Raw genomic sequence first — 26151 nt, forward strand, 5'->3', positions numbered from 1 at the left:
CGGGGAGATGCCGGCAAGGTGGCTTTGCCGGCGTAATGCGCCAGTAAGGCCACCTTGCCGGCATTCAGAGCACTGCCTCCTCGGCGGTCTCGCCCGCGCCGTCGAGCTCGCGGCGCACGGTCTGCAGGAGCAGGGCGCCCGCCAGCACGACCACCGCCCCGAGCAGGAACGGCACGTGGACGCTCAGGTGCTCGGCCATCAGGCCGGCCGCGAACGGGGCCAGCCCGCCGCCGATGAAGCGGACGAACCCGTAGGTCGCCGACGCCACCGGCCGCGGCACCGGTGAGATGCTCATGACGGCGGTGGTGACGAGGGTGTTGTTGAGCCCGACGAACGCGCCGGAGAGGATCACCGCGCCGATCACGACCCACCGCGCACCGGGGAACGCGCCGATCACGGCGAGGAGCACGGCCACCAGCACGAGGCAGGCGGTGAGCGTGCGGGCGGTGCCGAAATGGCCCTCCAGCCACGGTGCGCCGAACACCGCGAAGATCGCCACGAGCACGCCCCAGGCGAAGAAGACCGCGCCGAGCTGCAGGGCGTCGAGGCCCATGAGGAACGGCGAGTAGCCGAGCAGGGTGAAGAAGCCCCAGTTGTAGAGCAGGCCGGTGAGGCTCGTGGTGCGCAGGCTGCGGTGCCGCAGCGCCGCGAGTGGTTCGCGCAGGGACGAGCGGTGCTCGGGCACGGGGGTGGGCGGCAGGAACACGACGGTGGCCACGAGGGCGATCAGCATGAGGACCGAGACGCCGAGGAACGGGCCGCGCCAGCTGATGTCGCCGAGCAGCCCGCCCAGGAGTGGCCCGGTGGCGATGCCGATGCCGAGCGCGGTCTCGTAGAGCACGATCGCGCCGGCGAAGCCGCCGCTCGCGGACCCGACGATCACGGCGAGCGAGGTGGCGATGAACAGCGCATTGCCCAGGCCCCAGCCGGCGCGGAACCCGACGATGCCGCTGATGCTGCCCGCGGCCCCGGCCGCCGCCGCGAACACGACGATGAGCACGAGCCCCGCGATGAGCGTGCGCTTGGCACCGATCCGGCTCGACACCACGCCGGTGACGAGCATCGCGACGGCGGTGACCACGAGGTAGCTGGTGAACAGCAGCTCCACCTGCGTGTGCGTGGCGTCGAGCTGGGTGGCGAGCGCCGGGAGGATCGGGTCGACCAGGCCGATGCCCATGAACGAGATGACGCAGGCGAAGGCGACGGCCCAGACCGCCTTCGGCTGCCGGAAGGGGCTGATCTCTGCGGTCACAGGGCACCACTATAGATAGCGTTGCTAATCATATACTGCGGCAGGATGACCGTTGTGACGCATCCCTCCCCCACCAGCACGCTCGTCCAGCTCACCGACCTGCACCTCGTGGCCGACGGCGACGACCCGCCCGGCGGCGTCGACACCGCGGCCGTCCTGGAGGAGGCGCTGCGGGCGCTCGAGGAGGCGGCGATCCGTCCTGCCGCGCTCGTGCTCACCGGCGACCTCACCGAGCACGGGCGGCCCGCCGAGTACCGCCGCCTGCGCGGGATCGTCGAGCCCGCCGCGGCCCGCCTCGGCGCCGCGCTCGTGTACGTGGCGGGCAACCACGACGACCGCGCCCCGCTGCGCGAGCACCTCCTGGACGCGGCGCCGTCGGCGCACCCGCTCGACCACGTGGTCCGGGTGGGCGACCTGCGGATCGTCGTGCTCGACAGCACCGTGCCCGGGCGCGCCCACGGCGAGCTGCGGCCCGCCCAGCTCGCGTGGTTGCGCGCCGAGCTCGCCGGGCCAGCGCCCGGGGGCACGGTGCTGGCGCTGCACCACCCGCCCCTGCCCAGCGCCGCGCCCCTGGCCGCGTCGATCCCCCTGCTGCGCCGCGACGAGCTCGCCGCCGCCGTCGCGGGCACCGACGTGCGGCTCGTGCTCGCCGGCCACACCCACGTCGTCAGCGCGGGCACGCTCGGCGGGGTGCCGGTCTGGACCGGCGGCCCGATCGCGGGCGCCTTCGACCCGCTGGCCCCCGGGGCCGCGCTGCGCACCCTCGCCACGCCGACCGCGAGCCGGGTGGACCTGTTCCCCGACGCGCTGATCACCACCAGCGTGCCCGTCGGCGCGCGGCGCCTCGTCGAGGTCCCGGAGGCCACGATGGAGCCGGAACTCGCCGCCTTCCGCGCCGCCTGGGCCGCCCCGATCGGGTGACCGCGTTCCGGTAGCGTGGCGCCCGTCACCGTCCGGAGCGAGGAGACCACGGGGAGCGCAGCGTGAAGGTCGCCCACCTCGTCCCGACCCTGCACCCGAACGGGCCCGAGATCGGCCTCACCGACCTCGCGGGCGCGGCCCCCGACGCCGGCCTGGAGCTCGTGGTCGTCGCGATCGCCGCCACGTCGGACACCACGCACGTGAGCGCCCTGCGCCGGCTCGGCGTGCCGGTCGTCGAGCTGGGCCTCGCCCGCTGGGACCCGCGCACCGTGGCGCGCACCGCCGCGCAGCTGCGCGCGCACGGGGTGCAGCTGCTGCACACCCACCTGCCGCCCGCGGACGTCGTGGGTGCCGCGGCGGCGCTGCGCAACCGGATCCCGGCCGTCTCCACGCTCCACCGGATCGAGAACCTGCCCGCCGACCGGGGCGACCGGCTCAAGCGCACCGCCCGCATCGTCGCCCGGCAACGCTTCATGGCCCGCACGATCGCGATCTCGCAGGTCCAGCTGGAGTGGTACCGCGGGCTCAGCGGCACCGGGCGCAACCTCGTCGTCGTGCCCGACGGCGTGGCCGATCCCGGCCTGCCCGACCCGGCCCTGCGGCGCGCCCGCCGCGCCGCGCTCGACGTGGCCGACCACGAGGTGCTGGTGGTCTCCAGCGCTCCGATGCGCCGCGGCGAGGGCCACGAGCTGCTGCTCGACGCCCTCGAGGCGCTGCCCGACGCGCTGCCGCTCGCGGTGGCGCTGGCCGGGGACGGCCCGCTGCGGCCGTGGCTGGAGTCGCGCGTCGACGCGATCCCCGACCTCGCCGGCCGCGTCCGTTTCGTGCACCGCCACCAGGACCCCGCGGGGCTGCTCGCCGCCGCCGACATCGTCGTGCACACGGCGCGCTCCGGTGCCGCGCCCACCGCGCTGCTGCGCGCCATGGCCGCGGGCGTGCCGATCGTCGCCACGCGGGTCGGGGGTGTGCCGGAGATCGTCACCCCGCCCACCGGCGTGCTCGTGCCGCTCAGCGCCCCCGCGCTCGTGGACGCGCTCGTCGGACTCACCGAGGACACCGCGCGCCGGGAACGGATGGCCGCGGCGGCACGGGCGCGGTTCCTCGCCGAGTACGACGCGGCCGGCTGGGCGCGCCGGCTGCGTCACGTCTACGACGAGGTGCTCGCGCGCACGCCCAGCCGCGCCTGACCGAAACGGGTCGACGCCCCACGGCCCCCGGGGCAGACTCACGCTCCGTGCCGGACCACGACGCGCCGCCCCTCCCCCCCGTCGATCACCATCCGCCGCGCCACCGCCGCCGACGTCCCGGCCATGGCCGAGGCCGACGGGCGCGCCTTCGGCAAGCACAACACCGACGAGCACATGGAGACGATCCGGCGGCTGTTCGACCCCGGGCGCTTCCTCGTGGCCCTGGACGGAGACGGGGACGAGGTCGTCGGCGTCACCGGCTCGTACCCGTTCGACGTGACGCTCCCGGGTGGCGCCGCGCTCCCGGCCGCGGGCGTCACGTGGGTGTCGGTGGCGGTCACGCACCGGCGCCGCGGCATCCTGCGCGCGCTCCTGGCCGAGCAGCACCGGGGGTTCGTCGCCGACGGCCTCCCCCTCGCCCTGCTCACGGCCAGCGAGGGCGGGATCTACGGCCGGTTCGGCTACGGGATCGCCACCGAGCACCGCGAGGTCGAGATCACGAGGCGGCGGGCCGTGTTGCGCCGGGACGTGCCCGACTGCGGCGGCGTGCGCCAGGTGAGCACGGCCGAGCTGCGCCGCACCGCCCCGGAGATCCACCGCCGCTGGGCGGCGCAGACGCCCGGTGCGCTGTCGCGCACCCCGGCCTGGTGGGACGTGCTGTTCGCCGACCGCGAGTGGCAGCGTGGCGGGGCGAGCGCGCTGTTCCACCTCGCCCACCGCGACGGCTACGTCTCCTACCGCATCGACCGGGCCACCCAGACCTGCCGCATCGTCGACATGGCTACCGCCACCGACGAGGCGTACACCGCGCTGTGGCGCACCCTGCTCGGCCTCGACCTCGTCGAGACGATCGTCGCCCGTTCCCTCGCACCCGCCGAACCGGTGCAGTTCCTCCTCGCCGACCCCCGGCAGGTGCGCACCGTCGCCCAGTACGACGGCATGTGGGCCCGCGTGCTCGACGTGCCGGCCGCGCTGTCGGCGCGCCGCTACGCCACCGAGATCGACGTCGTCCTCGACGTGTGGGACCCGTTCCTCGACCGGGGCGGGCGTTTCCGGCTGCGCGGCGGCCCGGACGGCGCCTCCTGCGAGCCCGCGCGGGACGGGGCGCCGCTCGTCGGGCTCGGGATGGCCGCGCTGGGCTCCCTGCTCCTCGGCGGCGCCCACGCCGGGTCGCTCGCGCGCGCCGGCCTCCTGGAGGGGGAACCGGCCGTGCTGCGCCGCGTCGACACGGCGTTCCGGGGCGAGCGCGCGCCCCAGCACGGCACCGAGTTCTAGAGGAGCACGTTCTAAGAGGAGCACGTTCTAGAGGAGCACGAACAGCAGGATGAGGCAGGCCGTCAGCAGCACCGACAGCAGCACCGAGCCGAGGCACCCGAGCCTGCGGCTGTAGAAGGCGATCACCGGCCGGGACCGGTCGATCGAGGCGGGTTCCGCATCCACCGCACGCGGATAGGGTGACCGGTTGTGCCCGATCCCGCCACCCCGGCTCCCCCCGTTCCCCGCCTCGACGCCCCCGAACTGCTCTCCCGGCTGCACGCCGCCACGGGCACGAACCTCGAGCTGATCGGGCCGCTGCCTGGCGGGCAGGTCGGAGCGGCGCTCGTGCGGTGGCCGGACGGCCACGAGAGCGTCCTCACCCACTGGGGCGACCCGTCGGACGAGGCGTGGGCGCGCATCGCGCGCACCGGGGAGCTGCTCGGCCTCGCCCGCGACGCCGGCATCCCGGCACCCCGCTACGAGCTGGTCACGCGGTTGGCCGACCGGATCGCGGTGGTGCAGGAACGGCTGCCGGGCGAGCCGCCGTCCCGGGTCGACCTCGCGCTGGTCGAGAACCTGGTGGCGATCGCCGGGCGCGGGGCGCGTCTGCTGCGCGAACGGGCCGACGTTCCCACCGCCGAGCTGCACCTGCTGCGCAGCGGCCCCGGCTTCTGCCTGCACGAGACCCTCGCGCAGTACGACGAGCGCACCCGGCGCCTGCTCGACCTCGTACGCCGCATCGGCGCCGCGTCGCCCCACCGGATGGCGGGCCACGACCTGGTGCACACCGACTTCCACCCCGGCAACGTGCTGGTCGACCGCACCGGCGCCGTCACCGGCGTCGTCGACTGGGACGGCGTGGCCCGCGGCGATCACCGGTTCGCACTGGTCACCCTGCGGTTCGACCTCGCCGTGCCCGGAGTCGACGCCCAGGACCGCTCGGCCCGCTCGGCGGCGGCGCGGTGGCTCGACAACCGCATCGACGACCTCCTCGACGCCGCCACGCTGCGCGCGTACTGGGCGCACATGGGGCTGCGGATGGTCGACTGGGCGATCCGCCACCACGACCCCGACGACGTCGACCGCTGGCTCACGGTGGCGGCGTCGCGGCTGGCATAGGGCGGGCCGGCGCAGGCGGGCTCAAGCCGACCGCGCGGAGGCCCGCCAGCGGCCCGGCGCCACCCCGTGGTGGCGCTTGAAGGCGGCCGCGAACGAGAACTCCGACGCGTAGCCCAGCGAGCGGGCCACGGCGGCCAGGCTCGCGTCGCCCGCTCGTAGCTCCTCGCGGGCCAGCGCCATCCGCCAGTCGGTGACGTAGGCCAGCGGCGCCAGCCCGAGGAGCCGGGTGAAGCGGCGCGCGAACGTCGCCCGCGACAGCGAGGCCTCGGCGGCGAGCGCCGCCACCGTCCACTCCCGGTGCGGCGCGGCGTGCACGGCCTGCAGCGCGGCGGCCACCCCGTCGTCGGCCATGGCGCGGAACCAGCCCGGCGCGGTGTCGAGGTCGGCCGCGAGCTGTTCGCGCAGCGCCTGCACCAGGACCACGTCGAGGAGGCTGTCGAGCAGCGCCTGCTGGCCGGGGCCCTCGCGCAGCAGCTCCCCGGCCAGCACGCCGAACGTGGCACTCAGGCCGGACCCGGGCTCCGGGCGCACCACGGTGAGCGGGGGCAACCCGGCGAGCAGGCCTGCGCACAGCTCGCCCTCGAAGCGGTAGGCGCCGCAGAAGAACGTGGTGGGCTGCCCCTCGTCGGCGCCGAAGCGCATCCGCACCGCACCGCCCGACGGCGGTGTGCGCGCCGGTGCGCAGCCGAACGGCTCGAGGCCGGCCGCCGGCGAGGCGGCCATGTGGTGCGGCGCCGGACCCCGGATCAGCACCACGTCGCCCGCGAGCACGCGCTGCGCCTCGCCGCGCTCGTGGGTCCAGGCGAAGGCCTCCCCACCGAGGATCCCGTGGATGGCGAGCTGGGCCGCCTCCGGGAACTCCACGCCCCAGTCGCCGCGCGCCGTGGAGTGCGAGAACGCGGCGCCCCGCGCGCGGGAGCGGCGCAGCAGATCGGTGAGCACGTCCACGAGATGAGACGATCCCATATCTTTTCGCGCCGATCCAGCATGGATGACCGCACGCGCCACGGGTTTCCTGGGTGGTGTTCACACCACGAGAAGGAGCGGCGACATGGCACTGGCAGTGCAGTTCGACGAGTACGGCGACATCGACGTGCTCCAGGTCCGGGAGGTGGCGCGGCCGGAGCCGGGACCCGGCGAGGTGCTGGTCCGCGTCCGCGCGGCCGGCATCAACCCCGGGGAGAACGCGATCCGCCTCGGCGCGTTCCACGACCGCTTCCCCGCGCGCTTCCCGTCCGGGCAGGGCAGCGACCTCGCCGGGCGCATCGAGGCCGTCGGCGCGGGCGTGCCCACGTGGGCGGTGGGCGACGAGGTGATCGGCTGGGTGGACACCCGGTCCAGCCACGCCGAGCTCGCCGTGGTGCCCGCCGAGCACCTGGTGCGCCGCGACCCAGAGGTGCCGTGGAAGGTCGGCGGCGCCCTGTTCGTCGCCGGGACCACGGCCCACGCGGCCGTGCACGCGGTCGGCGCCGGCCCGGGCGACACGCTCGTCGTGGCCGGTGCGGCGGGGGGTGTCGGCTCGATCGCGGTGCAGCTCGCCCGGCGGGCCGGGGCCACCGTGATCGGGCTGGCGAGCGCGGCCAACCACGACTGGCTGGCCGACCACGGCGTTGTCCCCGTGGCCCACGGCGACGGGGTCGCCGACCGCATCCGGGCCGCCGCGCCCGCCGGTGTGGACGCGTTCGTCGACACGTTCGGCTCCGGCTACGTCGACCTCGCGCTCGCCCTCGGGGTCGCGCCGGACCGGATCGACACGGTCATCGACTTCGCGGCCGCGGCACGCACCGGCGTCCGGACCGCGGGCAACGCCGAAGGGGCCCGTCCCGAGGTCCTCGACGAGCTCGCGAAGCTCGTGGCGGCGGGCGAGCTCGACGTCCCGGTGGCGGCGACCTACCCGCTCACCGAGGTCCGCGAGGCGTACCGGCAGCTCATGCGGCGCCGCACCCGCGGGAAGATCGTCCTGCTGCCGTGACGCCCGGCGCGCCGCGCGCGGACCGGGGTGGCAGGGTGTTCCCGTGTCCACCGCACGCAACCCCACGGCCGGGAACTCCGTCGCCGTCGTCACCGGAGCCGCCCGCGGCTTCGGCCGCGAGATCGCCCGCAGGCTCGTGGCGCGCGGCCACCGGGTGCTGATCACCGATCTGGACGCGGGCGCGGTCACGGCCACGGCCGGTGAGCTGGGCGTGGCCGCGGTGCCCGCCGACGCCCGGGTGCCCGCCGACCACGCCCGGGTGGCGGCCGCCGCGGCCGAGCTCGGCCCCGTGGGCGTGTGGGTCAACAACGCGGGCGTCCTGCGGGCGGGCCGCGCGTGGGAGCAGCCCGAGGAGGACGTCACGCTGCAGGTCGAGGTCAACCTGCTGGGCGTCGTCCACGGTTCCCGCGCGGCCGTCGAGGCGATGCGCGAGCACGGCGGGCACCTGCTCAACATCGCATCGATGTCGTCGCACGGGCCGGTGCCCGGGCTCGCCGTCTACGCGGCCACGAAGGCGGCGGTGCTCAGCTTCACCACCAGCCTGCAGGGCGAGCTGGCCATCGCGGGGGTGCCGGTCCGCGCGCACGCGCTCTGCCCGGACGCGGCCGACACCGCGCTCGTGCGCGACGAGCAGGAGAGCCCGGACACCGCGCTCCTGTTCTCCCAGCGCTCGCTGCTCACGCCCACCGCGGTGGCCGACGCCGCGATGGGTCTGCTCGACGGGCGCCGGATCGTGCGGTCGATCCCGGGCTACCGCTCCGGCGCGATGCGGATCGCGGGCGCTCTGCCCCGGGTGGGCCTGCCGGTGCTCGCCCGCCTGCGCGCACAGGGTGACCGCCGTCGGGTCGCGGGGTCGTGACCGGCCGGAGCAGGCGCCACGACCACGACGCGGGCGGCGACCCGCAGCTGCTCGCGGCGAAGGCGGCGCTGCGCGACGAGGTGTGGACGGCGCTGTCGGAGGCCGGGGTGGCGCGCTTCCCGGGAGCCCGCAACCGGATCTCGAACTTCACCGGCGCCGAGGCCGCGGCCCGGCGGCTGGCCGGGACGGACGCGTGGGCGGCGGCCGCCACCGTCAAGGCCAACCCGGACTCCGCGCAGCTGCCGGTGCGGCAGCGGGCGCTCGAGGACGGCAAGACCGTCTACATGGCGGTGCCGCGCCTCGCCGAGCCCGAACCGTTCTTCCTGCTCGACCCCGACCACCTGGCCGACCCGCCGCGGCGCGCCGCCTCCATCGCCGGGGCCACGCGCTCGGCGCGCCGGGTGGCGGTTGCCGACCTGGAACCCGTCGACCTCGTCGTGAGCGGGTGCGTCGCCGTGGGCGAGGACGGCGCCCGGCTGGGCAAGGGCGGCGGGTTCGCCGACCTGGAGTTCGCGCTCGCCACGGCGGCCGGGCTCGTCGGCCCCGACACGCTCGTGGTCACCACGGTGCACGAGTTGCAGGTCCGCCCCGCCGGGGCGATCCCGACCGCGCCGCACGACGCGCCGGTCGACCTCGTCGTCACCCCGGACCGGGTGATCGACTGCCGGGAGCGGCGGGGCCCCCGGCCGGTCGAGGGCATCCGCTGGTCCGAGCTCACACCGGAGAAGATCGGGGCGATCCCGCTGCTGCGGGCGCTCCAGGAGGGAGCGGTCCGATGACGGGCACCACACGCGTGCGGCTCGCGTACGGCGAGAACGGCCTGGCGGTGGACCTGCCGGCCGAGCGGACCACCGTGGTGGAGCCGGTCTACGTGCCGGGCGCGGCCGACCAGCGCGACGTGCTGCGCAGCGCCCTGCGGGAGCCGGTGGCCGGCCCGCCGCTGCGCGAGATCGCCCGGCCGGGCCAGAAGGTCGCGATCTCGATGTGCGACGGCACCCGCGCCCAGCCGCGGCACCTCATGATCCCGGCCGTGCTGGAGGAGCTCGACGGGATCGTCGATCTCGACGACGTCGTCATCCTCGTCGCCACCGGCACGCACCGGGGCAACACCGACGCCGAGCTGCGGGCGATGCTCGGCGACGCGGTCGTCGACGCCGTCAGCGTGGTCAACCACGACGCGCGCGACCCGTCGTCGCTCGTGCACCTCGGCACCCACGGCGACGGGGTACCGGTGTGGCTCGACCGGCACTGGGTGGAGGCCGACCTGCGGATCACCACCGGGTTCGTCGAGCCGCACTTCTTCGCGGGCTTCAGCGGCGGCCCGAAGCTCGTGGCCCCCGGCCTCGCCGGGCTCGACACCGTGCTCACCCTGCACGACGCCCGCCGCATCGGGCACCCGCAGGCCACCTGGGCGGTGTGCGAGGGCAACCCGGTGCACGACGACATCCGCGCCGTCGTCGGCGCCGTCGGCCGGGTCGACTTCGCGCTCGACGTCGTGCTCAACCGCGAGCAGCAGATCGTCGAGGCGTTCGGCGGCGAGCTCTTCGCGATGCACGCCGCCGCGCGGGAGGCGGCCAAGCGCCTCGCGATGCGCCCGGTGGACGGCCGGTTCGACGTGGTCGTCACCACCAACGCGGGCTTCCCGCTCGACCAGAACCTCTACCAGGCGGTGAAGGGCATGTCGGCGGGCGCCACGGTGGTGCGCGACGGCGGCACGATCGTCTGCGCCGCCGAGTGCCGCGACGGCTTCCCCGACCACGGCTCGTACCGGGACGTCCTGGTGTCCGCGCCGTCGCCGCGAGCCCTGCTCGACGCGATCGAGGCCCGTCCGCAGACCGTGCCCGACCAGTGGCAGGTGCAGGTGCAGGCCAAGGTCCAGAGCCTGGCCCGGGTGGTGATGCACACGTCGTACCTGTCCGACGAGGCCCTCGCCGCCGCCCACCTCGAACAGACCGGCGACATCGCGGGCACCGTGGCCGAGGCGCTCGCCGCCGCCGGGCCCGACGCGCGCGTCTGCGTGCTGCCCGAGGGACCGCAGACGATCCCTTACCCCGCCTGAGGCTCAGCGGTTGGGATCGCGGTCCGATCCCTTCTCCGCCCACTCGCGGTCGGCCCGGTCGGCGGCCTCCGTGCGCTCCCGCGCGATCTCCAGCGCCCGCGCCGCGGTCTCCCGGTCCGGGTACGGCCCGAGCCGGTCGGCCGCACGGCAGCCCTCGACGGGCTCCACCGTGCCGTGCTTCAGGCAGTAGAACCATTGCTCGTCAGCCATACCCGAAGCCTGTCATCTCGGCTCGGTTCGCGCAGGGCCCGCACGTGCGAGCATGTGCGCCATGGTGGAACCCGCACAGGCGCCCGTGATGACCGACGTCGCACGGCTGGCCGGCGTGTCCCACCAGACCGTGTCCCGCGTCGTCAACGGCTCCCCCCACGTCAGCGAGCCCACCCGGGCCCGCGTGCTCGCCGCGATGGAGGAGCTCGGCTACCGCCGCAACGCCGTGGCGCGGGCCCTCGCCACCCGCCGGTCCGGCGCCCTCGGCGTGATCACCTTCGACACCGTGCTCTACGGCCCGGTCAGCACCCTCTACAGCATCGAGCAGGCCGCCAGCACCGTCGGCATGGGCGTCAGCATCGCGGTGGTCGAGCGCATCAGCTCCGAGGCCGTGGAACGCGCCCTGATGCGGCTGCAGGACCAGTCCGTGGAGGGCGTCGTCGCCCTGGCCGCCCAGCTCGACGCCGTGGACGTGCTCACCGCGAAGCTGCGGCCCGTCCCCACCGTGTTCGTCGGCGGCCTGCTCGGCGGCGGTGGCCGCGGCGAGGTGCCGTCCGTGCCCGCGATCGGCATCGACCAGCGCGGCGGCGCCGCCCGCGCCACCCGCCACCTGCTCGACCTCGGCCACCGCACCGTCCACCACGTCGCCGGCCCCGCCGACTGGCTGGACGCCCGCTGGCGCGTCGAGGGCTGGCAGGACGCGCTCGTCGAGGCCGGGGCGCCGCTCACCACCCCCGAGGCCGGCGACTGGAGCGCCCGCTCCGGCTTCGCCGCCATGCAGCGGCTCCTCGCCGCCGACCCGGACCTCACCGCCGTCTTCGCCGCCAACGACCACATGGCGCTCGGCGCCCTGCGCGCGCTCGACGAAGCCGGCAGGCGCGTGCCGCAGGACGTGAGCCTCATCGGGTTCGACGACGTGCCGGAGGCGGAGTTCTTCCGCCCGCCGCTCACCACGGTGCGCCAGCACTTCCCCGAGGCCGGCCGGCGTGCCGTCCGCCTGCTGCTGGACATCATCCGGCCGGACGAGGCGGAGAACTTCGGCCCCGGCCCGGGCACCGACCTGGTGCCCACCGACCTCGTCCTGCGCCGCAGCACCGGCCCGGCGCGCTGAGGACGCCGCCCGCGTCAGCGCAGGCGCCGCACGACGGCGCGCAGGCCGGCCACGGCGGCGACGATCACGAACAGCGGGATCGGCAGGCAGCACCCGCAGCCACCCACCGACACGTCCGTCCCGCGGCGGATGCGCGTCGAGTAGTACGGCACGGGCCCCCAGAACCCGAACCGCCCCCGCGGTCGGGCTGGGAACCACCGCCGCGGGCCTGGGCGCTCCGGACGGTCCATGCCCCCCGACTATCCGCCCAGGCCGCCCGCACCCGCGCTGACACACGCCCACCGGCCCTCACACACCGACTGCAACCGATGTGCCAGCCCCACAACCGATGTGCCAGCACCACCGAGGACCACCCCGGCGCCGCGGCCCCATCGGCGGCCGCAGCCGGCCCGCGCGGCGTGATATCAGAGGAGTTGCTCCCACCCGTCTTGACAACCCGCCGACCCACCGCGATTGTGAGCGCTAACAACGCCGTTCGACGGGAGTGAGCACCGTGCCGAGTACGCCCGCACCGAGCCCGCCCGCGCCCCACCCGAAGCAGCCCGAGGGCGCCGTGACCGTCGGCATCGACTTCGGCACGCTGTCCGGGCGCGCGGTGGTCGTCCGCGTGTCCGACGGCGCCGAGCTGGCGAGCGCCGTGCACCCCTACCCCCACGGGGTCGTCGACCACACCTTGCCCGCCACCGGGGCCGCCCTGCCGCCCGACTGGGCGCTGCAGATGCCCGGCGACTGGATCGAGGTGCTCAAGGTCGCCGTGCCGAAGGCCGTGGCCGCGGCGGGCGTCGACCCGCGCGACGTGATCGGCATCGCCACGGACTTCACGGCGTCGACCGTGCTGCCGACGCTCACCGACGGCACGCCGCTGTGCGAGCTGCCCGAGTTCGCCTACCGCCCGCACGCATACCCGAAGCTGTGGAAGCACCACGCCGCGCAGGGGCAGGCCGACCGGATCAACCGGGTCGCCGCGGAGCGCGGGGAGGCCTGGCTGGCCCGTTACGGCGGCCGGATCTCCAGCGAGTGGGAGTTCGCGAAGGCGCTGCAGCTGCTCGAGGAGGACCCCGGGGTCTACGCGCGCACCGAGCGCTGGGTCGAGGCGGCCGACTGGATCATCTGGCGCCTGAGCGGCACGTACGTCCGCAACGCCTGCGTCGTGGGCTACAAGGGCATCTACCAGGACGGTCGCCATCCCGACCGCGACTACCTCGCGGCGTTGAACCCGGACTTCGCCGACTTCGTCAGCGACAAGCTCGAGCACCCGATCGCCCAGCTCGGCGAGCGCGCCGGCGGGCTCACCGCGGAGGCGGCGGCCTGGACCGGGTTGCCCGAGGGCATCGCGGTGGCCGTCGGCAACCTCGACGCGCACGCCACCGTCCCGGCCGCGAACGCCCTCGAACCCGGCCAGCTGGTGGCGATCATGGGCACGTCGACCTGCCACGTGATGCTGGGCGAGCGGCTCGCCGAGGTGCCGGGCATGTGCGGGGTGGTCGACGGCGGCGTCCTGCGCGGGACGTGGGGCTACGAGGCCGGGCAGAGCGGCGTCGGCGACATCTTCGGCTGGTTCGTCGAGACGTCGGTGCCGCCGGAGTACCACCAGCGGGCCGCCGAGCGCGGCATCGACGTGCACGACCTGCTCACGGAGCTGGCCGCGCAGCAGCAGGTGGGCGAGCACGGCCTGGTCGCGCTGGACTGGCACTCGGGCAACCGGTCGGTGCTCGTCGACCACGAGCTGTCGGGCGTGATCGTCGGGCAGACGCTCGCCACCCGGCCCGAGCACACCTACCGCGCCCTGCTGGAGGCCACCGCGTTCGGCACGCGGACGATCATCGAGGCCTTCGAGGCCTCCGGGGTGCCGGTGCGGGAGCTGGTGGTCGCGGGCGGGCTGCTGAAGAACCGGTTCCTCATGCAGCTCTACGCCGACGTCTGCGACATGCCTCTCTCGACGATCGTGTCCGAGCAGGGCCCCGCGCTCGGCGCCGCGATCCACGCCGCCGTCGCGGCCGGGGCGTACCCGGACGTCCGCGCCGCCGCCGCCGCGATGGGCGGCTCCCACCGCAACGCCTACACCCCCGACCCGCAGCGGGCCCGCGCCTACGACGCGCTCTACGCCGAGTACCGCCGCCTGCACGACTACTTCGGACGAGGAGAGAACGATGTTCTGCACCGGTTGCGCGCGATCCGACGGGAAGCGGTGAGCAAGTGACCTCTGCCGTCCCCGAGTCCGCGAAAGCCACCGTCGACGAGCTGCGCGAACGCGTCGCCGCCCTGCACGCGGTGCTGGTGCGCTACGAACTGGTCGTGTGGACGGCGGGCAACGTATCGGCCCGCGTCCCCGGCCACGACCTCATGGTCATCAAGCCGAGCGGGGTCTCCTACGACGACCTCACGGCCGACCGGATGGTCGTCTGCGACCTGCACGGCCGCCTCGTCGAGGGCGACTACTCCCCCTCGAGCGACACCGAGGCGCACGCCTACGTCTACCGGCACATGCCCGCGGTCGGCGGCGTGGTGCACACGCATTCGAACTACGCGAGCGCGTGGGCGGCGCTGGGCGAGGAGATCCCCTGCACGCTCACGGCGATGGCCGACGAGTTCGGCGGCCCGATCCCGCTCGGCCCGTTCGCCCGCATCGGTGACGACGCGATCGGGCGCGGCATCGTCGAGACGCTGTCGGGCCACCGCTCGCGCGCCGTGATCATGAAGAACCACGGTGTGTTCTCGATCGGCCCGGACGCGAAGGCGGCGGTGAAGGCGGCCGTGATGTGCGAGGACGTGGCGCGCTCCACGTTCATCGCCCGCCAGATGGGCCCGCTCGTCCCGATCCCGCAGGACGACGTCGACGCGCTCTACGACCGGTACCAGAACGTCTACGGCCAGCAGGGGGGACGCAGGTGACGGCGCAGGTCTGGTTCCTGACGGGCAGCCAGGGCCTCTACGGCGAGGAGACGCTGCAGCAGGTCGCGGAGCAGTCCCAGGAGATCGCCAAGGAGCTCGGGGCGGCCCTGCCCGTCGAGCTGTCCTGGAAGCCGGTGCTCACCAGCAGCGAGGGCATCCACCAGGTGATGCTCGCGGCGAACGCCGACCCGCACTGCATCGGTGTGATCGCGTGGATGCACACGTTCTCGCCGGCGCGGATGTGGATCCACGGTCTCGACGCCCTGCAGAAGCCGCTGCTGCACCTGCACACGCAGGCCAACCGCGAGCTGCCGTGGGCCACCATCGACATGGACTTCATGAACCTGAACCAGGCCGCCCACGGCGACCGGGAGTTCGGGTACGTCCAGGCCCGGCTCGGGGTGATCCGCAAGATCGTGGCCGGGCACGTCTCGGACGCGCGCGTGCAGCGCGAGACCGCGGTGTGGACGCGGGCGGCGAAGGGCTGGGCGGAGATCCGCTCGCTGAAGCTCGCGCGCTTCGGCGACACGATGCGCGACGTCGCCGTCACCGAGGGGGACCGCACCGAGGCGCAGTGGCGCTGGGGCGTCACCGTCAACGGCTACGCGGTCACCGACCTCGCCGACGCCGTGCACGCGAGCCTCGACGGCGAGGTCGACCGCCTCGTCGCCGAGTACGAGGAGCGCTACGAGGTCGTGCCTGAGCTGCGCCGCGGCGGGGAGCGGCACGAGTCGCTGCGCTACGGCGCGCGCATCGAGCTGGGCCTGCGCGCGCTGCTCGAGCGCACCGGCGCGAAGGCGTTCACCACGAACTTCGAGGACCTCGGCGCGCTGCGCCAGCTCCCCGGGCTCGCCGTGCAGCGGCTCATGGCCGAGGGCTACGGGTTCGCGGGCGAGGGTGACTGGAAGACCGCCACCCTGCTGCGCACGCTCAAGGTCGCCGCGGAGGGCCTGCCCGGCGGCACCTCGTTCATGGAGGACTACACCTACCACCTGGGCCCGGGCACCCCGAAGGTGCTGGGCGCCCACATGCTGGAGGTGTGCCCGTCGATCGCGGCGGGCACCCCGCGCGTCGAGATCCACCCGCTGGGCATCGGCAACCGCGAGGACCCGGTGCGGATGGTGTTCGACACCGCGCCGGGCGAGGGCTTCGTCGTCGGCATGTCGGACATGGGCGACCGGTTCCGGCTCGTGCTCAACGAGATCGACGTCGTGCCCGCCGACGAACCGCTGCCGAACCTGCCGGTCGCCCGCGCGGTGTGGGAGCCTCGACCCGACCTCGCCACGTCCGCGGAGACGTGGATCATGGCGGGCGGGCCGCACCACACGGTGCTGTCCACGGCGCTGTCCACCGGCGAGGTCGCCGACCTCGCCGAGTTCGCCCGCACCGAGCTCGTCGTGATCGACGCCGACACCCAGGTCCGGCGGTTCCGGCAGGAGCTGCGGTGGAACCAGGCGTACTACCGGCTGGCCGGGGGGCTGTAGAGGAGTGGCCATGGACGTCATGTGGTTGCGCAGCAGCACGCTCGAGGTCGGCGTGATCACCTACGGGGCGCGGATCGTCTCGGTCCGCACCCCGGATCGCGACGGCCGGTGGGACGAGGTCACCCTCGCCCTCCCCGACCTCGACGCCTACCGGAACGCGTCCGGTTACCTGGGTGCGAGCGTGGGGCGCTACGCGAACCGGATCGCGGGGGCGCGGTTCACGCTCGACGGGGTGGAGTACCGCATCCCGCCGAACGAGGGCGAGAACGCGCTGCACGGCGGGCCGAAGGGCTTCGACTCCTACGACTGGGCCACCGACGGCCCGGACGGGGCGTCGGTCACGCTGCGCCACACCAGCCCGGACGGCGACAACGGCTTCCCCGGCACGCTGGAGACGGCCGTGACCTACGCCGTCGACGGGCCGGCGCTCTCGATCACCTACACCGCCACCACGGACGCCCCCACCGTGCTCAGCCTCACCAACCACGCCTACTGGAACCTCGCGGGCGGCGGCACCGCGGAGGACCACGAGGTGCAGCTGCACGCCACGCGCGTGCTGCCGGTGGACGACCGCTCCCTGCCGACCGGCCCGCCGGTGCCGGTGGAGGGCACCCCGCTGGACTTCCGCTCCCCGGCCCGCATCGGCGCCCGGATCCGGGAGGGCCACCCGCTGCTCACGGCGGTGCGGGGCTACGACCACGCGTACGTGATCGACGGCGCCCCGGGCGAGCTGCGCCCGGCGGCCCGGGTGGTGGAGCCGCGCACCGGCCGCACGATCGAGCTGCAGACCGACCAGCCGAGCGTGCAGTTCTACACGGCCAACATGCTGGGCGGCACCCTCGTGCTGCGCGACGGGATCACCGCCCGCCAGAGCGACGCGTTCTGCCTGGAGGCGCAGGGGCTGCCGGACGCACCGAACCACCCGGACTACCCGTCGGCGGTGCTGCGGCCCGGGGAGCGCTACGTCGCCCGGACGGTCTTCACGTTCTCCACCGAGTAGCCGCGGCGAGCCCGTCCGGCGTCGTCAGATAACGTGCGCCGGATCGGCAAGGTGCAGGGGGAGACACGGTGAAGCGTGGTGACCTGATCGCCGGGCGCTACCGCCTCGACGCCGAGAGCGGCTCTGCCGCCACGGGCGAGGTGTGGCGCGCGACCGAACAGGGGTCGGAGGCGGTGGTCGCCCTGACCCGCGTGCGGCTGTCGCAGATGCCGCCCGACCAGCGGGAACGCGTCCGGGGGCGGCTGCGCGGCGAGGTGGGCATCGCCTCGCTGCTCGACCACCCGAACATCGCATCGGTGCACGGGCTGGTGGAGCACGAGGGCGATCCGTGGGTGGTCACGCGGTTCGTGGGGGCCCCGAGCCTCGCCGAGCTCACGAGCAGCGGGCCGATCCCGCCCACCCGCGCCGCCGCGATCGGCGCGCAGGTGGCCGGCGCGCTGGCCTACGCCCACTCCCCCGGCCTCGGTGTCCTGCACGGTGGTGTGTCGCCGCGCACCGTGCTCGTCGGGTCTGGCGACCAGGTCTTCCTCACCGGCTTCGGGATCCCCACCCCGCACGGGTCGCCGACCTACCTGCCCCCCGAGGTGGTGAACGGGATGGAGGGCGGCCCGCAGGCCGACGTCTTCTCCCTCGGGGCCACGCTGTACGCCGCGGTGGAGGGCAGGCCCCCGTGGGGCGACGGAACCCCCGAGCAGACCCGTGCCGCCGCGATGAAGGGGGTCGTCGACCCGCCGCGGCGGGCGGGGGCGCTGGGGCCGGTGCTCACCCGCATGCTGGAGAGCAGGCCGCGCGAACGGCCCACGGCGGCCGAGGCCGCCCAGCTGCTCGGCGAGGTGGCGCGCGGCGGCGGTGACGCCGGCGGCGGGGGCTCCCGCAAGCGGTGGCTGTGGGTCGCGGCGGCAGCGGTCGTCGTGCTGGCGCTGGTCGGCGTGGGGCTGGTCGCGTGGCCGAGCAGCAACCCGGAGCTGGTGGCCACGGGCCCGGGCCCCACGCTCGGCGATCCCGCCACGGCCGACCCGTGCGCGCTGCTGAGCACCGACCACCTCAAGCGCTTCGGCAAGACCATCCTCGAGACCGACGGCGGGAACTTCGACCGCTGCGACGTCTACATCGAGAACGGGGCCGACCGGGCCGTGGCCCGGCTGCAGCTGTCCGCGGCCAGCGCGGCCCCGCCGCAGGGCGAGGTCGAGCAGCGCGACGGCCTGCTGCTCGTGCGCGGCGCCCCCACCCCCGCAGCCCCGGGCACCGTCGCCGAGTGCGTCCGCACGCTGCGGCTCACCGACGGCCACGACATCCGCGTCGTCGGCCAGCTCCTGGTGGGAGCCGGCCCGGAGCCGTGCGCGGTGGCCGACGTCGCCACCGACACGGCGCTCATCGTGCTCGCCAGCGGCTCGGTGCCCCGCCGCCCGGCCGCCTTCCCCGCCCGGTCGATCGCCACGGTCGACGCCTGCGGGCTGCTCGACCGGGCCGTCGTCACGCGGGTGCCGAGCCTGGAGACCGCCGAGGCCGACCCCGGCTACGCCGGCTGGGACTGCGACTGGGAGAACGCGACCACCGGCGCGTCCATCGTGGTCACCTACGACCGCGACAACGAGATCCGGCCGGAGGCCGGTCGGCGGGTACGGATCGCGGGCCGCGACGCCGCCGTGCAGCCGGACGCGGACGCCGCCGGGTGCGACGTCACGATCGCCTACGGCCCCTACACCCGCCCGAACGGGGACCCGGCGCAGGAGCTGCTGGTCGTGAAGGTCGACCAGCCCGCCCCGGTCCCCGACCCGTGCGTGCTCGGCCAGGAAGTCGCCACGGCCGCCGTCCAGCGCCTGCCGAAGGCGCCGTAGCGCGCTCATTGGACCCACAGGCCCGGCTCTGAATGGACCTCCGGCGAGGACCATTACCGGGCCAGCCTGGGGTCCATGACGATCCGAACCGAGACCAGGACCGGCGCCCTCGCCATGGGCTCCGTGGCGATGGCGAGCGTCGGCGGCAGCGTCGCCGTGTCCGGTGTGCTCGCCGACGCGCCGCTGTTCACCGTGCAGGCGATCCGCTACGCCGCGGCGTCGTTGCTGCTGCTCGCCCTGGCCCGCGCCGCACGGGTGCCGATCCGGATGCCGCGCGGCACCGAGTGGTTGTGGCTCCTCGGCGTGGCCGCCCTGGGGCTCGTGCTGTTCAACGTGGCGCTCGTGCGCGGCTCGGAGCACGCCGAGCCCGCCGCGATCGGGGTCGCCGTCGCGTGCGTCCCGGTGGTGCTCGCGCTCGTCGGCCCGCTGCTGGAGGGCGGGCGACCGGCCCGGAGCACCGTGCTCGCCGCGCTGGTCGTCACGGCCGGGGCGGTGCTCGTGCAGACCGGTGGACGCACCGACCTCGCCGGCCTGGGCTGGGCGGCCACGGTGCTGGCCTGCGAGGTCGGGTTCACCCTGCTCGCCGTGCCCGTGCTGCGGCGGCACGGGGCGTGGGGCGTGTCGGTGCACACCTGCTGGATCGCCACCGCACAGCTGGGCGTGCTCGCGGCGGCCACAGAGGACCCCGCGGCGCTCACCTCGCTGCGCGGCGCGCACCTGGTCGCGATCGCCTACCTGGCGGTGGTCCTCACCGCGATCGCGTTCGTGCTGTGGTACTCCGCGGTCGGGCGGCTGGGCTCCGCACTGGCCGGCCTGCTGACCGGGGTGGCGCCGGTGGCCGCGGCCGGGGTCGGCGTGCTGCTCGGCGCGCACGTGCCCGGCGCCGGCGTGTGGGCAGGCACGGCGCTGGTGCTCGCCGGGCTCGTGCTCGGGGTGCGCGCCCCGCAACCGGTGGCAGCAGACCCGTCCACGTGCTCGAATGGGACGTCTCGGTACTCGAGGCAGGGCAGGTGAACCATGACCGGATCGACCGCCCGGGACGGCCGGACGTTCGTCGTCGTCGGCGCGAGCCTCGCCGGCGCGAAGGCCGCGGAGACGCTGCGCGAGGAGGGCTTCACCGGGCGGGTGGTCCTGCTCGGCGAGGAGCCGGAACTCCCCTACGAGCGCCCCCCGCTGTCGAAGGGCTACCTCCTGGGCAGCGACGAACGCGGATCCGTCTTCGTCCACGACCGCGCCTGGTACGACGAGCAGCGGATCGAGCTGCACACCGGGGTGCGCGTGGAGGCGATCGACCGCGACGCGCACACCGTCTCCCTCGTGGACGGCGAGCGGATCGGCTACGACGCGCTGCTGCTCACCACGGGGTCGGTCGTCCGCGAGCTGCCGGTGCCCGGCGCCGACCTGGCCGGCGTTCACTACCTGCGCCGGATCGAGCACTCCGACGCGCTGCGCGACCGGCTCACCGACGGCACCCGGGTCGTGGTCGTGGGCGGGGGCTGGATCGGGCTCGAGGTGGCGGCCGCGGCCCGCACCCGCGGGGCCGCCGTCACGCTCGTCGAGATCGACGCGCTTCCCCTGCGCCGGGTACTCGGCGACGAGGTGGCGCAGGTGTTCGCCGACCTGCACGTCGCCCACGGCGTGGACCTGCGGCTCGGCACGGGGGTGCGCGAGATCGTCGGCGCGGGCGGGCACGTCGCGTCGGTGACGCTCGACGACGGCTCGTCCGTGCCCGCCGACGTCGTGGTGGTGGGCATCGGGATCACCCCGGCGGTCGAGCTGGCCCGGGGCGCGGGCCTGGACGTCGACGACGGGGTGCTGGTCGACGCGTCGCTGCGCACGTCCGACCCGCGCGTCTGGGCGGCGGGCGACGTCGCGAACGTGCAGCACCCGCTGCTGGGGCGCCGCGTGCGCGTCGAGCACTGGGCCAACGCGCTCCACGGCGGCCCGGCCGCCGCCCGCTCCATGCTCGGCCAGGAGGTCGTGTACGACCGCGTTCCCTACTTCTTCACCGACCAGTACGACCTCGGCATGGAGTACTCCGGTCTCGCCGGGCCGGGCGACTACGAGCGGGTGGTGTTCCGCGGCGACGTCGCCGGCCGCGAGTTCATCGCGTTCTGGCTCGCCGACGGGCGCGTGCTCGCCGGGATGAACGTCAACGTCTGGGACGTCACGGAGGACGTCGAGCGGCTCGTGCGCTCCGGCGAGCGGGTCGACCCCGCCCGGCTGGCGGATCCCGCGGTCTCCCTCGCCGAGGTCTGACACCTGCCCGCGCATTGCGTGGTCTTGACTACCGTCACCAAAGCGGCATACTCGGACGCCGGAGGTTCGCCATGCCCAGCGCCTACACGGACCCGTTCTGCCGCGATCACCTGCCGCCCCGCGATCAATGGCCCGAGCTCACGTTCGACCTGCCGGAACTGCAGTACCCGCCGCAGCTCAACGCCGCCCGCGAGCTGCTCGCGGGCCCGCCCGACGAGCACCCGTGCGTGCGCGGTTCCGGTGTGGGGTGGACCTACGGGCAGCTGCGCCGCCAGGCCGCCCGCGTGGCCGCGGTGCTCACGCAGGATCTCGGCCTCGTGCCGGGCAACCGGGTGCTGCTGCGCGGCCCCAACGAGCCGTGGCAGGTGGCGTGCTGGCTGGGCGTGCTGCTGGCCGGTGGCGTGGCGGTGGCGACCATGCCGATGCTGCGGCGCACCGAGCTCGACACGATCACCGAGCTCGCCCGGCCCTCGCTCGCACTGGTGCACCACGCCTTCCTCGAGGACGTCCCGCCGGACCTGCGCGCAGTCCCGTACGGCGAGGACGCCGAGCTCGCCCACCTGTGCGCGGCCCACGACGGCACGTTCACCGCCGTCGACACGGCCGCCGACGACGTGGCGCTGCTGGCTTTCACCTCCGGCACCACCGGGCGCCCGAAGGCCACGATGCACTTCCACCGCGACGTGCTCGCGATCGCCGACACGTTCTCGCGCCACGTGGTGCGCATCGAGCCGTCCGACGTCGTCACGGGCACTCCGCCGATCGCGTTCACGTTCGGGCTCGGCGGGCTGGTGGTGTTCCCGCTGCGCGCCGGCGCGAGCATCGTGCTGCTGGACCGGGTCACGCCGCCGCAGCTCGCCGACGCCGTCGCCGAGCACGGCGCCACCGTGCTCTTCACCGCCCCCACCGCGTACCGGGCGATCCTGGCGGCGGGCAAGGTCGACCGCCTGACCGGCATGCGCCGGCTCGTCTCCGCGGGCGAGACGCTGCCCGCCAGCGTGTGGCACGCGATGCACGACGCCACCGGCCTGCGGATCATCGACGGCATCGGCTCCACGGAGATGCTGCACGTGTTCATCTCGGCCGCCGACGACGACATCCGGCCCGGCAGCACCGGCCGCGCGGTGCCCGGCTACCGGGCCGCGGTGCTCGACCACGACGGCAACCCGGTGCCGGACGGCACCCCCGGCCACCTGGCGGTGAAGGGCCCCACCGGGTGCCGCTACCTCGACGGCGACCGGCAGGGCAACTACGTGCGCGGCGGCTGGAACTACACGGGCGACACCTACGTGCGCGACGCCGACGGCTACTTCACCTACCTGGCCCGCAGCGACGACATGATCGTCTCCTCCGGCTACAACATCTCCGGCCCGGAGGTCGAGCAGGCGCTGCTCGGCCACGCGGACGTCGTGGACTGCGCGGTGGTGGCCACCCCGGACGAGGAGCGCGGCGCCCTCGTCACCGCCTTCGTCGTGCTGCGCGAGGGCGCCGCGCGCGACGCCGCCGCCCTCCAGGACCACGTCAAGCAGACGATCGCGCCGTACAAGTACCCGCGGATCGTCGAGTTCGTCGACACGCTCCCCCGCACGAGCACCGGCAAGCTGCAGCGTTTCGTCCTGCGGGAGCGGACAGCCGGGCGCGGCTGACCGCTCCCCCGCCCGGGCAGCACACCACAGCACCCACCACCGCCCGCAGGTACGTCTCGCGCGCCTCGATCGGCACCACCAGCACGTCACTGCCGCCCCAGGTGCGCCGACGTACGCCTCGCCCCGATCGACAGCAGCCTGCTGCCCGAGCCGCACACCACCGCGGACCCGACGCACACCTCGCCCAGACGGGCCACCGACGATCACACCGAGCAGCGCGCCACGCCGGCCGCCACCGCCCGGAGGCGGCCCACACCATCACCTGCCGTCGACCCGGCACGAGCCGCACACCACCGCGGTCACAACAGCACCGATGTACGCCTCACCCGGCATGTTCAAGATCACCAGCACCACACGGCGGACCCGCCCACACAGACGTACGCCTCGCGAACAGCGCTCCCCCGCGGCCGCCACCGCCCAAAGGTGGCCCGCCCCAATCAACTACCGGCGACCCGCCACGAGCCGCACACCACCGCGGTCACAGCGACACCGAGGTACGCCTCACCCGGCATGTTCAAGATCACCAGCACCACACCGCTGCCTCGCCCGCACAGACGTACGCCTCGCCCCGACGCAGCGCCGATGATCACACCGAGCAGCACGCCACGGCAGCCGCCACCGCCGGAAGGCGGCCGCAGCAGAACTGCTGGCGACCCGGCACGAGCCGCACGCCACCGCAGCCACAACAGCACCGAGGTGCGCCTCACCCGGCTCGACCGAGATCACCAGCACCACACCGCCGCCCCGCCCGCACAAACGTACGCCTCGCGAGCAGCACCCCACGGCGGCCGCCACCGCCCAGAGGCCGCCATGCCATCACCTGCCGCCGACCCGGCACGAGCCGCACCCCACCGCGACCACAACAGCACCGAGGTACGCCTCACCCGGCTCCATCGAGATCACCAGCACCACACCGCCGCCCCGCTCACACGGGCGTACGCCTCGCTCCGATCAACGATCCGCGATCAGCTCGAGCAGCACACCCCAGCCCCGCCGGGACAACAACGTTCGGCTCGATCCGAAGACACCGCGAGGCGGCGATCCGCCCACCGCAGCGAACGAGGAAACGCACCCACGGGGGATGGGGGTCCGGGGGCGAGCCCCCGGCCGGGGTCTGAGGGCTGGGCCCCAGAAGACACCGCGATCTCCCGGCGAGGCGAGCGCACTCCGCGAGCACACCTCGCCCCCGGGAGGAGCACGACCGCGGACCGGCTCCGATGACGGTCCGCGGCCGCGAGTTCTGGGGTGGCCCGCCGGGGCGCCCGGCACCCGGCGGGTGTGGTGATCGCCGGGGCGGGGTCCGGGCGCGGGCGGGCGCGCCCTGCGACGCGCGGCCTAGGAGGCGGCGCGGCTGCGTTGTGCGTCGTGGGTGCGGCGGGCCATGTCTGCGATGCCGTGGATCACGCACGGCCAGGGGGTGGTGGGGAGGCCGGTGCCGCCCTTGGTGCAGGTGCGGCAGCGACCGGCGCGGTCGGGGACGTGCTGGGCGAGGAGGCGCTGCCAGACCTCGACCATGGGGGCGAGTTCGTCGGCGACGCGCTGTTGTTCGGGCACGCTGTCGTCGGTGTCGGCCTGCTGCCCGTGGAGGGAGCCGGACGGGCGTGGGGCGCTCATGCCGCGGATGGCGACGTCGGTGCGTTCGAACGCGACGCCTCCTGTGCGCGCCGTGTTGTGGCTCGCCCCCCAGGAGTAACTCATGCCGCTCCCCCGTTCACTGCCGCAGCCACCCGACCGGGTGGCGCTTGTCGCACCTGATCGTGGCCTGTCTAACTTGCATCCGCAAGTGCCAGTGCATGAGCATCTGCACGTGCATCTCGCATTGACAGACAACTACGAGACCGTGCAGTGGCGCAAGAGCACGGCGAGCAACCCGAGCGGGAATTGTGTCGAGCTGGCTGTTCTCGCTGGTGGGAACGTTGCGCTGCGCAACTCGCGGTTCCCCACCGGCCCGGTCGTGGTGGGCACGCGGGCCGCGGTGGCCGATTTCGTCCGTGCGGCGCGGAGCGGGGAGTTGGACGACCTCGCCTGCTGAACGAGCATCTGCGCGTGCTTGCCGTACGTGCCGATGCACGGCAGAGTGAGAGTGCTCACTACAGTGCGCATGCACGTGAACGCATTGAAGACACACTCCCGGGGGAGCCTGATGATCGTCGTGCCCGACGACGCGGAGTCCGGGTCGGCAGACCAGTCCGCGCTCGACCGTGCCGCCGGTCGGGCTCCGAAGGGTGCCCCGACGGGCCCCACCGTGCTCCGCATCGGCCTCGGTGGGGCGCTGCGGCGCAAGCGCGAGGCCGCGGGCGTCACCCGTGAGCGCGCGGGCGAGGCGATCCGCGCGTCGCCCGCGAAGATCAGCCGCCTGGAGCTGGGGCGCGTCGGCTTCAAGGAACGTGACGTCGCCGACCTGCTCACGTGCTACGGGGTGCGGGACCCCGCGGAGCGCGCCCAGTTCCTCGACCTGGCCCGCCAGGCCAACACGCCGGGCTGGTGGCACCGCTACGCCGACCTGCTGCCCAGCTGGTTCGAGACCTACCTCGGGCTGGAGCAGGCCGCGTCGGTCATCCGGAACTACGAGCTGCAGTTCGTGCCCGGTCTGCTGCAGACGCGCGATTACGCGCGGGCCGTCACGATGCTCGGCCACACCGACCCGGTGGAGGTCGAGCGGCGGGTGGAGCTGCGGATGCAGCGGCAGGCGCTGCTCACCGGGCCGAACCCGCCCACGCTGTGGGCCGTGATCGACGAGGCCGCGCTGCGGCGTTCGATGATGGGTCCCGAGCAGAGCCGCGCCCAGCTCACGCACCTGATCGAGATGAACGAACTGCCCAACATCTCGCTGCAGGTGGCGCCGTTCTCCTACGGCGGTCACGCCGCGGCGGGCGGGCCGTTCGCGATCCTGCGGTTCGCCGAGCCGGACCTGCCCGACATCGTCTACCTCGAGCAGCTCACGAGCGCGCTCTACCTCGACAAGCGGTCCGACGTGGAGCACTACGCCGCGGTGATGGACCGGTTGTGCGCGCAGGTGGAGCAGCCGGAGCGCACGGAGGAGATCCTCACCAGGATCCGCGCGGAGATCTGACGCCATCAGCAG

General features: G+C 74.6%; 25 protein-coding genes. 19 read left to right on the forward strand and 6 right to left on the reverse strand.

Annotation, left to right across the window (positions count from 1 at the left end):
* Positions 1-64: 64 nt before the first annotated feature.
* Positions 65-1252, reverse strand: coding sequence for an MFS transporter (locus ACFPL3_RS22015; RefSeq protein ID WP_343942499.1), 1188 nt, complete (start codon positions 1250-1252; stop codon positions 65-67).
* A 45-nt stretch (positions 1253-1297) separates the two neighbouring features.
* Between ACFPL3_RS22015 and ACFPL3_RS22020 the strand changes: the two genes are divergently transcribed.
* The 3 genes from ACFPL3_RS22020 to ACFPL3_RS22030 all read left to right on the forward strand — a co-directional run bounded on the left by ACFPL3_RS22020 (position 1298) and on the right by ACFPL3_RS22030 (position 4635).
* The gene (locus ACFPL3_RS22020) at positions 1298-2173 is read left to right on the forward strand and encodes a metallophosphoesterase family protein (RefSeq protein WP_343942500.1); all 876 of its coding nucleotides are present in this window, start codon (positions 1298-1300) and stop codon (positions 2171-2173) included.
* 62 nt (positions 2174-2235) lie between these two features.
* Positions 2236-3360: a glycosyltransferase gene (locus ACFPL3_RS22025; protein WP_343942501.1), complete on the forward strand. Its 1125-nt coding sequence runs from the start codon at positions 2236-2238 to the stop codon at positions 3358-3360.
* A gap of 90 nt (positions 3361-3450) precedes the next feature.
* Positions 3451-4635 carry a GNAT family N-acetyltransferase gene (locus ACFPL3_RS22030; protein WP_343942609.1) on the forward strand — a complete coding sequence of 395 codons (1185 nt, stop codon included), beginning with the start codon at positions 3451-3453 and terminating at the stop codon, positions 4633-4635.
* A gap of 27 nt (positions 4636-4662) precedes the next feature.
* Here ACFPL3_RS22030 and ACFPL3_RS22035 read toward each other — a convergent pair whose 3' ends face one another.
* Positions 4663-4800, reverse strand: coding sequence for a hypothetical protein (locus tag ACFPL3_RS22035; protein WP_343942502.1), 138 nt, complete (start codon positions 4798-4800; stop codon positions 4663-4665).
* Between the two features lie 24 nt (positions 4801-4824).
* Between ACFPL3_RS22035 and ACFPL3_RS22040 the strand changes: the two genes are divergently transcribed.
* Positions 4825-5736 (forward strand): phosphotransferase, encoded by a 912-nt coding sequence (locus tag ACFPL3_RS22040; protein ID WP_343942503.1) that lies wholly within the window; start codon positions 4825-4827, stop codon positions 5734-5736.
* Positions 5737-5757: 21 nt separating this feature from the next.
* On the opposite strand, the gene ACFPL3_RS22045 is transcribed toward ACFPL3_RS22040, so the two are convergent.
* Entirely contained in the window at positions 5758-6684 is a 927-nt protein-coding gene (locus tag ACFPL3_RS22045) for an AraC family transcriptional regulator (protein WP_343942504.1), read from the reverse strand.
* 103 nt (positions 6685-6787) lie between these two features.
* Between ACFPL3_RS22045 and ACFPL3_RS22050 the strand changes: the two genes are divergently transcribed.
* Genes ACFPL3_RS22050 through larA form a run of 4 tightly spaced genes read left to right on the forward strand, consistent with a single transcriptional unit; the run spans position 6788 to position 10626 of the window.
* Positions 6788-7708: an NADP-dependent oxidoreductase gene (locus ACFPL3_RS22050; protein ID WP_343942505.1), complete on the forward strand. Its 921-nt coding sequence runs from the start codon at positions 6788-6790 to the stop codon at positions 7706-7708.
* Between the two features lie 43 nt (positions 7709-7751).
* Positions 7752-8567: an SDR family oxidoreductase gene (locus ACFPL3_RS22055; protein WP_343942506.1), complete on the forward strand. Its 816-nt coding sequence runs from the start codon at positions 7752-7754 to the stop codon at positions 8565-8567.
* Complete coding sequence (locus tag ACFPL3_RS22060; RefSeq protein ID WP_343942507.1) at positions 8564-9346, forward strand: 5-formyltetrahydrofolate cyclo-ligase; 783 nt, start codon at positions 8564-8566, stop codon at positions 9344-9346. Before ACFPL3_RS22055 ends, ACFPL3_RS22060 begins: the two co-directional genes overlap by 4 nt.
* Positions 9343-10626, forward strand: a complete 1284-nt coding sequence (gene larA / locus ACFPL3_RS22065) for a nickel-dependent lactate racemase (protein WP_343942508.1) — start codon at positions 9343-9345, stop codon at positions 10624-10626. The genes ACFPL3_RS22060 and larA overlap by 4 nt, the downstream gene beginning before the upstream one ends.
* Before the next feature lie 3 nt (positions 10627-10629).
* Here larA and ACFPL3_RS22070 read toward each other — a convergent pair whose 3' ends face one another.
* On the reverse strand, positions 10630-10836 hold the full coding sequence (locus ACFPL3_RS22070; RefSeq protein ID WP_343942509.1) for a hypothetical protein: 207 nt from the start codon (positions 10834-10836) through the stop codon (positions 10630-10632).
* 61 nt (positions 10837-10897) lie between these two features.
* Here ACFPL3_RS22070 and ACFPL3_RS22075 point away from each other — a divergent pair, with 61 nt between their 5' ends.
* Positions 10898-11947 carry a LacI family DNA-binding transcriptional regulator gene (locus tag ACFPL3_RS22075; protein WP_379589609.1) on the forward strand — a complete coding sequence of 350 codons (1050 nt, stop codon included), beginning with the start codon at positions 10898-10900 and terminating at the stop codon, positions 11945-11947.
* Positions 11948-11961: 14 nt separating this feature from the next.
* Here ACFPL3_RS22075 and ACFPL3_RS22080 read toward each other — a convergent pair whose 3' ends face one another.
* Positions 11962-12177, reverse strand: a complete 216-nt coding sequence (locus ACFPL3_RS22080) for a hypothetical protein (protein WP_343942512.1) — start codon at positions 12175-12177, stop codon at positions 11962-11964.
* A gap of 263 nt (positions 12178-12440) precedes the next feature.
* On the opposite strand from ACFPL3_RS22080, the gene araB reads away from it, so the two are divergent.
* The 8 genes from araB to ACFPL3_RS22120 all read left to right on the forward strand — a co-directional run bounded on the left by araB (position 12441) and on the right by ACFPL3_RS22120 (position 23066).
* Positions 12441-14147 carry a ribulokinase gene (gene araB, locus ACFPL3_RS22085; protein ID WP_379589610.1) on the forward strand — a complete coding sequence of 569 codons (1707 nt, stop codon included), beginning with the start codon at positions 12441-12443 and terminating at the stop codon, positions 14145-14147.
* On the forward strand, positions 14144-14839 hold the full coding sequence (locus tag ACFPL3_RS22090; RefSeq protein WP_343942514.1) for an L-ribulose-5-phosphate 4-epimerase: 696 nt from the start codon (positions 14144-14146) through the stop codon (positions 14837-14839). Before araB ends, ACFPL3_RS22090 begins: the two co-directional genes overlap by 4 nt.
* Complete coding sequence (araA, locus tag ACFPL3_RS22095; protein ID WP_343942515.1) at positions 14836-16323, forward strand: L-arabinose isomerase; 1488 nt, start codon at positions 14836-14838, stop codon at positions 16321-16323. The genes ACFPL3_RS22090 and araA overlap by 4 nt, the downstream gene beginning before the upstream one ends.
* A gap of 10 nt (positions 16324-16333) precedes the next feature.
* The gene (locus ACFPL3_RS22100; RefSeq protein ID WP_343942516.1) at positions 16334-17323 is read left to right on the forward strand and encodes an aldose epimerase family protein; all 990 of its coding nucleotides are present in this window, start codon (positions 16334-16336) and stop codon (positions 17321-17323) included.
* A gap of 68 nt (positions 17324-17391) precedes the next feature.
* Complete coding sequence (locus ACFPL3_RS22105) at positions 17392-19161, forward strand: serine/threonine-protein kinase (protein ID WP_343942517.1); 1770 nt, start codon at positions 17392-17394, stop codon at positions 19159-19161.
* 75 nt (positions 19162-19236) lie between these two features.
* A complete protein-coding gene (locus ACFPL3_RS22110; protein ID WP_343942518.1) occupies positions 19237-20175 on the forward strand; it encodes a DMT family transporter in 939 nt (312 codons plus the stop codon).
* Between the two features lie 3 nt (positions 20176-20178).
* Entirely contained in the window at positions 20179-21420 is a 1242-nt protein-coding gene (locus tag ACFPL3_RS22115) for an NAD(P)/FAD-dependent oxidoreductase (RefSeq protein WP_343942519.1), read from the forward strand.
* 71 nt (positions 21421-21491) lie between these two features.
* Complete coding sequence (locus ACFPL3_RS22120) at positions 21492-23066, forward strand: AMP-binding protein (RefSeq protein WP_343942520.1); 1575 nt, start codon at positions 21492-21494, stop codon at positions 23064-23066.
* A gap of 1335 nt (positions 23067-24401) precedes the next feature.
* On the opposite strand, the gene ACFPL3_RS22125 is transcribed toward ACFPL3_RS22120, so the two are convergent.
* Positions 24402-24764: a hypothetical protein gene (locus ACFPL3_RS22125; protein ID WP_343942521.1), complete on the reverse strand. Its 363-nt coding sequence runs from the start codon at positions 24762-24764 to the stop codon at positions 24402-24404.
* A 109-nt stretch (positions 24765-24873) separates the two neighbouring features.
* Here ACFPL3_RS22125 and ACFPL3_RS22130 point away from each other — a divergent pair, with 109 nt between their 5' ends.
* The gene (locus ACFPL3_RS22130) at positions 24874-25098 is read left to right on the forward strand and encodes a DUF397 domain-containing protein (protein ID WP_343942522.1); all 225 of its coding nucleotides are present in this window, start codon (positions 24874-24876) and stop codon (positions 25096-25098) included.
* 111 nt (positions 25099-25209) lie between these two features.
* A complete protein-coding gene (locus tag ACFPL3_RS22135; RefSeq protein ID WP_343942523.1) occupies positions 25210-26139 on the forward strand; it encodes a helix-turn-helix domain-containing protein in 930 nt (309 codons plus the stop codon).
* The last annotated feature ends 12 nt before the right edge of the window (positions 26140-26151 follow it).

Origin of the sequence: Pseudonocardia zijingensis (assembly GCF_042657305.1) — a bacterium.
GTDB lineage: Bacteria > Actinomycetota > Actinomycetes > Mycobacteriales > Pseudonocardiaceae > Pseudonocardia > Pseudonocardia zijingensis.

Excerpts from the sequence above, each read along its gene's own strand:
- ACFPL3_RS22020 (WP_343942500.1), top strand. The coding sequence starts at position 1,298 with ATGACCGTTGTGACGCATCCCTCCCCCACCAGCACGCTCGTCCAGCTC.
- ACFPL3_RS22050 (WP_343942505.1), top strand. The coding sequence starts at position 6,788 with ATGGCACTGGCAGTGCAGTTCGACGAGTACGGCGACATCGACGTGCTC.
- larA (WP_343942508.1), top strand. The coding sequence starts at position 9,343 with ATGACGGGCACCACACGCGTGCGGCTCGCGTACGGCGAGAACGGCCTG.
- ACFPL3_RS22070 (WP_343942509.1), bottom strand. The coding sequence starts at position 10,836 with ATGGCTGACGAGCAATGGTTCTACTGCCTGAAGCACGGCACGGTGGAG.
- ACFPL3_RS22075 (WP_379589609.1), top strand. The coding sequence starts at position 10,898 with ATGGTGGAACCCGCACAGGCGCCCGTGATGACCGACGTCGCACGGCTG.
- ACFPL3_RS22080 (WP_343942512.1), bottom strand. The coding sequence starts at position 12,177 with ATGGACCGTCCGGAGCGCCCAGGCCCGCGGCGGTGGTTCCCAGCCCGA.
- ACFPL3_RS22100 (WP_343942516.1), top strand. The coding sequence starts at position 16,334 with ATGGACGTCATGTGGTTGCGCAGCAGCACGCTCGAGGTCGGCGTGATC.
- ACFPL3_RS22110 (WP_343942518.1), top strand. The coding sequence starts at position 19,237 with ATGACGATCCGAACCGAGACCAGGACCGGCGCCCTCGCCATGGGCTCC.
- ACFPL3_RS22115 (WP_343942519.1), top strand. The coding sequence starts at position 20,179 with ATGACCGGATCGACCGCCCGGGACGGCCGGACGTTCGTCGTCGTCGGC.
- ACFPL3_RS22120 (WP_343942520.1), top strand. The coding sequence starts at position 21,492 with ATGCCCAGCGCCTACACGGACCCGTTCTGCCGCGATCACCTGCCGCCC.
- ACFPL3_RS22125 (WP_343942521.1), bottom strand. The coding sequence starts at position 24,764 with ATGAGTTACTCCTGGGGGGCGAGCCACAACACGGCGCGCACAGGAGGC.
- ACFPL3_RS22135 (WP_343942523.1), top strand. The coding sequence starts at position 25,210 with ATGATCGTCGTGCCCGACGACGCGGAGTCCGGGTCGGCAGACCAGTCC.